This is a genomic window from Lutibacter aestuarii, assembly GCF_042676885.1.
GTDB classification, from domain to species: Bacteria; Bacteroidota; Bacteroidia; order Flavobacteriales; family Flavobacteriaceae; genus Lutibacter; species Lutibacter aestuarii.
Map to the genome: position 1 here is coordinate 305,625 of NZ_JBHTIC010000020.1, position 9,839 is coordinate 315,463.

Annotated in this window: 10 protein-coding genes and 2 tRNA genes; 5 read left to right on the top strand and 7 right to left on the bottom strand. The window is 29.3% G+C overall.

Annotated elements, in window-relative coordinates:
- The first annotated feature begins 1 nt into the window (after position 1).
- Genes ACFQZW_RS14030 through ACFQZW_RS14045 form a run of 4 tightly spaced genes read left to right on the top strand, consistent with a single transcriptional unit; the run spans position 2 to position 3,798 of the window.
- Entirely contained in the window at positions 2–682 is a 681-nt protein-coding gene (locus tag ACFQZW_RS14030) for an SDR family NAD(P)-dependent oxidoreductase (RefSeq protein ID WP_372802202.1), read from the top strand.
- A 4-nt stretch (positions 683–686) separates the two neighbouring features.
- Positions 687–1,289, top strand: a complete 603-nt coding sequence (locus ACFQZW_RS14035; RefSeq protein WP_386783785.1) for a SprT-like domain-containing protein — start codon at positions 687–689, stop codon at positions 1,287–1,289.
- On the top strand, positions 1,282–2,358 hold the full coding sequence (locus tag ACFQZW_RS14040; RefSeq protein WP_372802198.1) for a mannose-1-phosphate guanylyltransferase: 1,077 nt from the start codon (positions 1,282–1,284) through the stop codon (positions 2,356–2,358). Before ACFQZW_RS14035 ends, ACFQZW_RS14040 begins: the two co-directional genes overlap by 8 nt.
- Positions 2,359–2,370: 12 nt before the next feature.
- Positions 2,371–3,798, top strand: coding sequence for a DUF389 domain-containing protein (locus tag ACFQZW_RS14045; protein WP_298263802.1), 1,428 nt, complete (start codon positions 2,371–2,373; stop codon positions 3,796–3,798).
- Between the two features lie 31 nt (positions 3,799–3,829).
- On the opposite strand, the gene ACFQZW_RS14050 is transcribed toward ACFQZW_RS14045, so the two are convergent.
- From ACFQZW_RS14050 to ACFQZW_RS14065, 4 genes are all read right to left on the bottom strand, one after another.
- Positions 3,830–3,913 (bottom strand) — tRNA-Tyr (locus ACFQZW_RS14050).
- Positions 3,914–3,957: 44 nt separating this feature from the next.
- A tRNA-Lys gene (locus tag ACFQZW_RS14055) sits at positions 3,958–4,030 on the bottom strand.
- Positions 4,031–4,092: 62 nt separating this feature from the next.
- Positions 4,093–4,860: an ABC transporter ATP-binding protein gene (locus tag ACFQZW_RS14060; RefSeq protein WP_298263801.1), complete on the bottom strand. Its 768-nt coding sequence runs from the start codon at positions 4,858–4,860 to the stop codon at positions 4,093–4,095.
- Complete coding sequence (locus ACFQZW_RS14065) at positions 4,861–5,601, bottom strand: MlaE family ABC transporter permease (RefSeq protein ID WP_298263798.1); 741 nt, start codon at positions 5,599–5,601, stop codon at positions 4,861–4,863.
- Between the two features lie 127 nt (positions 5,602–5,728).
- On the opposite strand from ACFQZW_RS14065, the gene pafA reads away from it, so the two are divergent.
- Complete coding sequence (gene pafA / locus ACFQZW_RS14070; protein WP_386783790.1) at positions 5,729–7,429, top strand: alkaline phosphatase PafA; 1,701 nt, start codon at positions 5,729–5,731, stop codon at positions 7,427–7,429.
- 32 nt (positions 7,430–7,461) lie between these two features.
- On the opposite strand, the gene ACFQZW_RS14075 is transcribed toward pafA, so the two are convergent.
- The 3 genes from ACFQZW_RS14075 to ACFQZW_RS14085 all read right to left on the bottom strand — a co-directional run bounded on the left by ACFQZW_RS14075 (position 7,462) and on the right by ACFQZW_RS14085 (position 9,679).
- Positions 7,462–7,908 (bottom strand): LexA family protein, encoded by a 447-nt coding sequence (locus ACFQZW_RS14075; RefSeq protein ID WP_298263795.1) that lies wholly within the window; start codon positions 7,906–7,908, stop codon positions 7,462–7,464.
- Positions 7,899–9,152 carry a Y-family DNA polymerase gene (locus tag ACFQZW_RS14080; protein WP_386783793.1) on the bottom strand — a complete coding sequence of 418 codons (1,254 nt, stop codon included), beginning with the start codon at positions 9,150–9,152 and terminating at the stop codon, positions 7,899–7,901. The genes ACFQZW_RS14075 and ACFQZW_RS14080 overlap by 10 nt, the downstream gene beginning before the upstream one ends.
- Positions 9,153–9,250: 98 nt before the next feature.
- The gene (locus ACFQZW_RS14085) at positions 9,251–9,679 is read right to left on the bottom strand and encodes a DUF6526 family protein (protein ID WP_386783795.1); all 429 of its coding nucleotides are present in this window, start codon (positions 9,677–9,679) and stop codon (positions 9,251–9,253) included.
- Between the last annotated feature and the right edge of the window lie 160 nt (positions 9,680–9,839).

Here is a 9,839-nt window from a genome sequence, read left to right on the forward strand (position 1 = left end):
AATGAAAAATGTAATTATCACAGGAACCAGTAGAGGAATTGGTTTTGAATTGGCACAATTATTTGCCAAAAACAACCATAACGTTTTGGCTTTATCTCGAAATTCTGAACCTTTAAACAACCTTAATATTCAAAATATCACTTCATTATCTGTGGATTTATCTAATGAATCAGATTTAAAAAAAGTAATCGATTTTATAGCTTCTCACTGGAAAAAAGTAGATATTTTAATAAATAATGCTGGTAAATTAATTAACAAACCTTTTGAAAATTTAACTTCAACCGATTTTTTAGAAGTTTATAAAGTAAATGTTTTTGCAATGGCAGAATTAACTCGTCAAATAATTCCATTTCTTTTTAAAGGAAGTCATGTGGTTACTATTAGCAGCATTGGTGGCGTACAGGGAAGTATGAAATTCCCAGGCTTAGCAGCCTATAGTTCTTCTAAAGGAGCAGTTTTAACCCTTACTGAATTACTTGCAGAAGAATATAAAGAGCAGCAAATTTCATTTAATGCATTAGCTTTAGGCGCTGTACAAACCGAAATGTTAGAAGAAGCTTTTCCTGGCTATAAAGCTCCCGTTTCTGCAAAAGAAATGGCAAGCTACATGTACAATTTTGCTTTAACAGGAAATCAATTTTTTAATGGAAAAATAATTCAAGTGTCTTCAACAACACCATAATTTTATGAGTGAACTTCTTTTAAAATATCTTCCAGAAAAAGCAATTCCTTTAGTTAAAGAAATTCTAACTGAACACCCAATTTATATTAAAATAGTTAACAACAGGCGGACTAAACATGGTGATTTTAAAAGATTTAGCAATGGTAATTTTCAAATAACATTAAATAATAATTTAAATAAATTTCAATTTTTACTCACTTTAATACATGAAATTGCTCATTTTATAACTTATAAAAAATACCAAAACAGCAAACCTCATGGGCTTGAATGGAAACAAAATTTTCAACATTTAATGTTGCCTTTTTTACAGCCATCAATTTTTCCTGAAAACATTCTTCCACATTTAGCAAACTATTTAAAAAATCCTAAAGCTAGTACGGGTTCCGATGTGAATTTAACATACGCTTTAAAACAATATGATGAAATGTCAGGAAAGAACTTTATATTTGAATTAGCACACGGAAGTATTTTTAAATTTAATAATAAAAATTATAAAAAAGGAAGCATTCGAAGAACGTGTTTTGAATGTGTTGAATTACAAAGTAAAAAAACCTATTTGTTTAATAAAAATGCAGAGGTTTTATATTTAAAAAATGATAATGAATAACAATTACTACGCAATTATAATGGCTGGTGGAGTTGGCTCAAGATTTTGGCCAATAAGTACTCAGGAATTTCCAAAACAATTTCATGATATGCTTGGAACTGGAAACACTTTAATTCAAAATACATATCAACGCTTCAAATCAATAATTCCTTCAAAAAACATTTTAATTGCTACTAATAAAAAATACGAGCAATTAGTTTTAAATCAACTGCCTGAAGTTTCATCAAACCAATTACTTCTTGAACCTGCAATGAGAAATACTGCTCCTTGTATTTTATATAGTGCTTTAAAAATTAATGCCGAAAATCCAGATGGAGTTATGGTGATAGCTCCTTCAGATCATTGGATTGAAAATGAAAAAGAGTTTTTAGAAAACATTGCTACTGCTTTTAATTTTTGTTCTAAAAAAGAGGCTTTACTAACTCTTGGTATTCAGCCAACTTCACCTAATACAGGCTATGGCTATATCAAGTATAAAAACTCAGATAAAGACATAAAAACAGTTGAAAAATTTACTGAAAAACCCAATTTAGAAACTGCTGAACAATTTTTAAAAAGTGGTGATTATCTTTGGAATGCCGGAATTTTTATTTGGAGTGTAAAAAGTATTTTGAAAGCCTTTAAAACTTATTTACCTGAAATGTTTCAACTTTTTTCGAAAGGAAATTGTTTTTATAATACCCCTGATGAAGCTAATTTTATAAAAAACAATTATGCTTTATCTCAAAATATTTCTATTGATTTTGGTATCATGGAAAAAGCTTCCAATGTATTTATTATGCCAGTTAATTTTGATTGGAATGATTTAGGTACTTGGGGGTCACTTTATTCAAAACTTTCAAAAGATGAAAATAAAAATGCAACTGTGGGAGGAAAAGTTGTATTTAGAAACGCTCACAACAATATTGTTAAAACTCAAAATAATAAACGAGTAGTAATACAAGGATTAAATGATTATATTGTGGTTGAAAAAGAAGATGTCATTCTTATTTGTCCTAAAAATAAAGAGCAAGATATTAAAGAAATAACCAACGAAGTTCAAAAAGCTTTTGGAAACAAATATGTTTAATTCAAATTAAATATGGAAAATACCACAAACAATCAATCAGAAGAAAAATTTACAACTTCTGAAAATACTACTAATCCAGATCTAAACGGGTATTGGATTAGTATCAAACAATTTTTAATTGAATTGTTGGACATTCGAAAAGATACTGACAAAGAAGCTACCATTGAAGATATTAAAGGGAATATATCTATGAAAGGACATACTGCTTGGGTATTGGTTTTTTCAATTTTAATTGCCTCCATAGGGTTAAATGTAAGTTCTACTGCAGTAGTAATTGGAGCGATGCTTATATCTCCTCTAATGGGTCCAATTTTAGGTGTTGGACTCTCTATAGGAATCAATGACATAGATACGTTAAAACGCTCACTAATTAATTTAGGAGTAATGGTAGTATTAAGCTTAGCAACATCATTCTTCTTCTTTTTAATCCCCTTATTTAGAAATGAAACTCCAGAAATACTAGCTAGAACCGCTCCAGATGTCCGAGATGTTTTTATTGCCATTGCTGGTGGTTTAGCTTTAATTATTGCTTTAAGTAGAAGAAGTAAACAAACGAATACTATTGCTGGAGTTGCAATTGCAACAGCGCTAATGCCTCCACTTTGTACAGCTGGTTATGGACTTGCTACTTGGAATTTAAGTTACTTTGGCGGCGCCATGTTTTTGTTTACTATAAACACCATTTTTATAGCATTAGCAACTTTTGTAATTGTTAAATTTTTAGGGTTTCCAATGCTAAAATATATCAATTCAACAAAAAGAAAACGTATTGCCCGTTTAGCTTCATTTGTTGCTTTTTTAGTTCTTACCGGAAGTATTTACCTATTTTTCAATTTATTTAAGGAAAACCAATTTAGGCAAGCTGCTCAAAACCTAATTGATGATATCAAAAAAGATGGAATTAGCATTATAGATGAAGTTGATGAAAATATTGATTACCACAACAAACGTGTAAAAATATTTGTTTATGGTAATAAATTATCTGCAAGTGAAATTGAGAAATGGAATAATCGATTGCCTGAATATGGCTTAGAATCAACCTTACTAGAAATTCAACAAGGTGTGGATGATTCAGATTTAAGACATGAAGTAAAGAATTTAACAGATTTGTATGTTCAAAATCAAAAAATCATTACTAACAGAGATGAATCTATTAAAGAAAAAGAAGATAAAATTAAAATATTAGAAATTGAATTGTCTAAATATTATAACGCTCAAATACCATTTATGCAAATTAGTAAAGAAGCTCAAATAAATTACAATGGATTAAAAGAATTAAGTTACGCCAAACAAATTAAAACAAACTTTAACACTATAGATACCATTACGGTTTTTAACACCGTTTGGCACGATTCTGTCCCCAATACTAATCAGCAAGAAATACTACTTAAAAAATGGCTTAAAACTAGGTTAAACTTAGATACTCTTATTGTAAACTAAAAAAAGCGACTCAAAATTTGAGTCGCTTTTTTGGTGGTGAGAGGAGGATTCGAACCTCCGAAGCTTGCGCAGCAGATTTACAGTCTGCCCTCGTTGGCCACTTGAGTATCTCACCAAAATTTCAAATTAAAAAACTTCTCTATTTTGAGAAGTTTTTTGTGACCGGGCTGGGGCTCGAACCCAGGACCACCTCCTTAAAAGGGAGGTGCTCTACCAACTGAGCTACCAGGTCATTCTTTTCCTTTTTAGCGGGTGCAAATATAAAGGTATAATTTAAAAAAACAAACAACTTTTCTATTTTGTTTCATTTAAATAAGCCTCTTTAACTTTTTTAAATAAATTAGAAGAATAAACAAAATCTACAATGCTCTCATTTTCAGTTTTAAATATCTCTTTATTGGATCCTTCCCAAGCTTTCACACCATTTTTTAAAAAAATAATTTTTTCTCCAATTTCCATTACAGAATTCATATCATGTGAATTAATAACAGTAATCATTTGATATTCTTTAGTAATTTCTTGAATTAAATTATCTATTACAGTTGCAGTATTTGGGTCTAATCCAGAGTTAGGTTCATCGCAAAATAAATATTTTGGGTTCATAACTATAGCTCTTGCTATTGAAACTCTTTTTTGCATTCCTCCTGATATTTCTGATGGAAATTTTTTATTGGCATTTTCTAAATTTACTCTATCTAAAACAAAATTTACCCGTTCCAACATCTCTGAATACGAATTATCAGTAAACATTTTTAGGGGAAACATAATATTCTCTTCAACTGTTAAAGAGTCGTATAAAGCTCCTCCTTGAAAAACCATGCCTATTTCTTGTCGCAATTGTCTGCGTTCTTTAATGTCCAATTCGGTATGCTTCCTTCCATCAAAAGAAATAATTCCTTTTTCAGGTATATGCAAACCTAGTAAGCACTTCAAAAAAACTGTTTTTCCTGAACCACTTTGCCCAATTATCATATTGGTTTTTCCTTTTTCAAAAGTTGTAGAAACTCCTTTTAAAACAGGTATGCCATTAAATTCTTTATATAAATCTTTAACTTCTATCATTTATCCTAATAACATTTGGGTTAAAAAATAATTTAGTAAAATTATTACAACACTTGTCCATACCACAGCTTGTGTACTTGCTCGTCCAACTTCTAATGAACCTCCTTTTACATAGTAGCCATGATATGCAGGAATGGTTGCAATTACAAATGCAAAAACCAAGGTTTTTATTAAGGCATATTTTATAAAATAAGGATTAAAATCTAATTGAATTCCATACACATAATCTTCACTAAAAAATAAATCTGTAAGTGTTCCTGCCACATAGCCTCCATAAATTCCTAAAAACATGGCTAATAAAATTAATAACGGATAAAAAAACAAGGTCGCTATAATTTTAGGTAGTACCAAGTAATTTAATGAGTTTATTCCCATTACTTCTAAAGCATCAATTTGTTCTGTAACTCTCATAGTACCAATACTTGAAGAAATATACGAGCCTACTTTACCTGCTAAAATTACACACATAAATGTTGGCGCAAACTCCAAAATCATAGAACGTTTAGTTGCAAAACCAATAAGGTATTTTGGGATAAAAGGACTGTCTACATTTAACGCTGTTTGTATCGCTACAACACCACCAACAAAAAACGATATAAACATAATTATTCCTAAAGATTTCAATCCTAAATCTTCAATTTCTCTAAATAACATTTCTTTAAAAACCGACCATTTTTGTGGTTTTTTAAAAACCTGCTTTAGCATTATAAAATACTTTCCTATATGCTCTAAATAGTTCATTAAATATTAATTTTTGCTAAAATATTAAATTAAAACTAGGTATATTCTTTTTGTAACATAAAATTAATAGTAGGCATAAAAAAAATAGTACTTTTGATTTTGTTAATATGAAACCTAAATTTTAAAAATGAAAAAGCTTTTTATCCTTATATTTTTAAGTGCAATTTTAACTCAATGTATTGCTGTTAAATCAAAATCTACAACTTCAACTAGTCCGATTAGTACTCAAAAAGCCATAACTGTATATCCTATTACAAATAATGAAACAGTTCCTCCAAAACTAGTTGTTGGAATAGTTGTAGATCAAATGCGGTACGATTATTTAATACGCTTTTATACTAAATATGGAGAAAGAGGATTTAAACGTTTAATGGAAAATGGTTATAACTTAGAAAATGTTCACTATAACTACATCCCTACATACACAGCCGTTGGGCATACTTCAATTTATACAGGAACTACACCTACCAATCACGGAATTATTTCAAATAATTGGTATGATAAGTATGAAAAAAAATCAATTTATTGTGTAGATGATAATAATTATAAAACTGTAGGGGCAAATTCTGGAGGTAATAAATCACCCCACAGGATGGTAACAACAACGGTTACTGACCAATTAAAGTTAGCGCAAAATTCAAAAGGAAAAACAATAGGAATTGCTATTAAAGATCGATCTGCTATTTTACCAGCTGGGCATACCGCAAATGCTGCTTATTGGTTTGAAGGAGGTGACGAAGGTAAATTTATTACCAGTACATTTTATATGAACGAACTACCAAATTGGGTAAAACAATTTAACAACTCTGGAAAAGCAACTACTTATTTAAATGAAACTTGGAATACCTATTATGACATTTCAACTTATACAGAGACACTTCCAGACAATAATGAGTTTGAAGGTTTATTTAAAGGAAAAACAACCCCTACCTTTCCTTATAACCTTGCCGAATTAAGAAAATTAAATGGAAATTATAACTTATTAAAAGCAGTACCTTCAGGAAATACTATTACAACAGATTTTGCTGAAGCTGCTATTATAGGTGAAAATTTAGGAAAAAGTGATTATACCGATTTTTTAGCTATTAGTTATTCGAGTACAGACTATGTAGGACATCAATTTGGAGTAAATGCAAAAGAATTAGAAGACACTTATATTAGATTAGATAAAGAATTAGAAAGATTGATTGACTTTTTAGATAAAGAAATAGGAGAAAATAAATATACTATTATGTTAACTGCAGATCACGCAGCGGTACAAGTACCTTCTTACTTAAACTCTCTTAAAATTCCTGGGGGTTATTTTAATACAAAAAAATTTAAAAGTTTTGTAAATGAAATTACAACTAAGTATTTTAATTCAAATAAAATTGTTGAAAACATCTCCAATTATCAACTATTTTTAAACAAAGAAAAACTTCAAGAACTAAACTTAAACGTACATGAAGTATCTCAAATTTTAGCGGATGAGATTATTAACTTTGAAAGTGTGTATAAAACCGTTACAGCACATACATTGCAAACAACAAGTTTTAATTCAGGGATTTTACAGATACTGCAAAAAGGGTACAATCAAAAATTATCTGGAGATGTACTATTAATTCCATATCCTTCAACAATTTCACGCTCTAAAACTGGAACCACACATGGATCTGGTTATGCCTACGATACTCATGTTCCTTTATTATTTTATGGAAATGGTATTAAAAAAGGTAAATCTGCTCGTTATTATCCAATAGTAGATATTGCTCCTACTCTTTCCAATTTATTAAAAATAACAGAACCTAACGGAAGTACAGGTAAAACAATTTTAGAAGTGTTAAAATAATTAATCAATAAAAAAAGTGTAATTTTTAAAAATTACACTTTTTTTATAACATAGGTTACTATTCCCCAAACAATCAATTCATTTCCTTCTGTAAGTTTTATTGGTTTATAATTTTTATTTTCAGCTAGTAAATAAATACAATCGCTTTCAACTTTTAACCTCTTAACGGTAAATTCACCATCAATCATACATATTGCAATTTTATCGTTTCTAGCCTCAATACTTCTATCTATAACCAATAAATCTCCATCTTCTATATGAGCATCAATCATAGAGTTTCCCCGTGCTCTAGCATAAAAAGTAGCAGCTTCATTTTTAACTAATTCTTTATCTAAACTTATGCGTACTTCTTGAAAATCCTCAGCTGGGGAAGGAAATCCTGCTGGAATATTTTCACTAACAATTGGTCTTGTAATAAGTTTTGATTGTTCTGGTATATATATTGTTAATACTTTACTTTCAAATTTTTTTACTCGCATTTTACTTCAATTATTTCATTAAGTACCGTTGTGTATCTTGGGGATAAATGTTCTTGCTTCATTTTCCAAGTTTTATTTAAATCTTGATTTGCAATTCTAATTTTAGGTTTGTCATACTTTAAATTAAACGTATCAAGTATTTTCATTAATACTTGATGCTTTGGGTTTTCATCTTCAAAAATAGAAAATTGATGTTTTGATGCAGGTTTTAAATTCATAACAATTACACCTGCTTTTTTATAATTGTACCCTTTTATATAAAGTTGATTTAACCCTTTTATAGCATATTTACAAATTGTAAAACTGGAGTTAGTAGCATAAGGTAAATGAACAACTAAACCCACATTTCTTGAAGTTTTAGAATATTTGCTTGTTTTTAAAAAAACGTATAAACAAGTACATTCAGATTCTTGTTTTCGGAGTTTTTCTGCACAGGCATTTGCAAAGGTAGCAATACGTTCTTTTATAGGTTCATATAATTTTAAAGCACTTTCAAAAGTACGGGTAGTTGCAATATTTTGCTTATCTTTTACTTGTTCAAATCCTATAATAGGTTTTCCTAACAAATCTTGTTTTAAACGCAATCCAACAATAGAAAAATTTTTACGAACGTATTCATCTGACAATAATGTAAATTCATGTGCTGTGTAAATTTGTTGTATTTTTAATCTATTTGAAATACGCCTTCCAATTCCCCAAACATTTTCAACTTTAGTCCATTTTAAAGCATTAATACGTTGCTTTTCAGTTACAATAGCATAAACACCCTTTGTTCTACTTGAATACCTCTTAGCTATTTTATTAGCTACTTTTGAAAGTGATTTTGTAGGTGCAACACCAATACTAACGGGTATTCCAACCCATTTTTCAATAGTTCTCTTAATATCTAAAATATAGGCCTCAATATCACTAGATGCCACATCCTTTAATTTAAAAAAGGCTTCATCTATGGAATAAATTTCAATTTCAGGGGTGAATGTAGTTAAAATAGACATCACTCTAGAGCTCAAATCTCCATACAAAGAATAATTAGATGAAAACACATGAATTTTATGATCTCTAAACACTTTTTCATAATTAAAAGCTTCAGCACCCATTGGAATAAAACTTTTAGCTTCATCACTTCTAGAAATAACACAACCATCATTATTTGATAAAACAACAATAGGTTTACCAATTAAATGAGGTTTAAATACGCGTTCGCAAGATGCATAAAAGCTATTACAATCTAAAATTCCATACATTTTGTAAAATTACTAAGTTTTTGATTTAAATACTTTAAAAATAAAAATTCCTCTAAAATTTAGAGGAATTTGAGTAATTTTCAAAAATAAGCTAGCTCTTACACCCTATAATGATCAGGTTTCCAGTTTCTTATCGATCTTTTTATTTCACTTTCTGAAAGATTTTCTTTCTCTGCTTTTTCAACTAAACTTACAAATTCATCATCAGACGCAAAACGCAATCCAATAATTTGGCGTGTAGTTATTGTAGTACTTAATGCTTTTCCTGTCAAAATAAAATATCTAAGTTTTTCTTCTGCTCGGATAGCTCTATCTTGAGCTTTAAGCGCAAAAATTCTTAAATAAAAAAACATAAGTAGTAAAATAAACCCCACTAATACTAATAAAGAAGTAGAATACAAATTGTCATCTGTTGCTTTTAATAAACCTCTAATTGAACCCACAATAAAAAGCAATATTATTAAAAAAGTAACGATATGATAACCTACTACAAATCTTCTATGATTTCTATAATTTTGATGCTTCATGATTTAACTATTTTAGTTAGAATACTATAAATATAAAACAATAAATGGATTTTAGCTTTAATTAAAAAAATTAGCATAAAAAAACCTTCAACAATAAAGTTGAAGGTTTTCAAAAGAAAGGCGGTGACATACTCTCCCACCGAGTGGCAGTACCATCTGC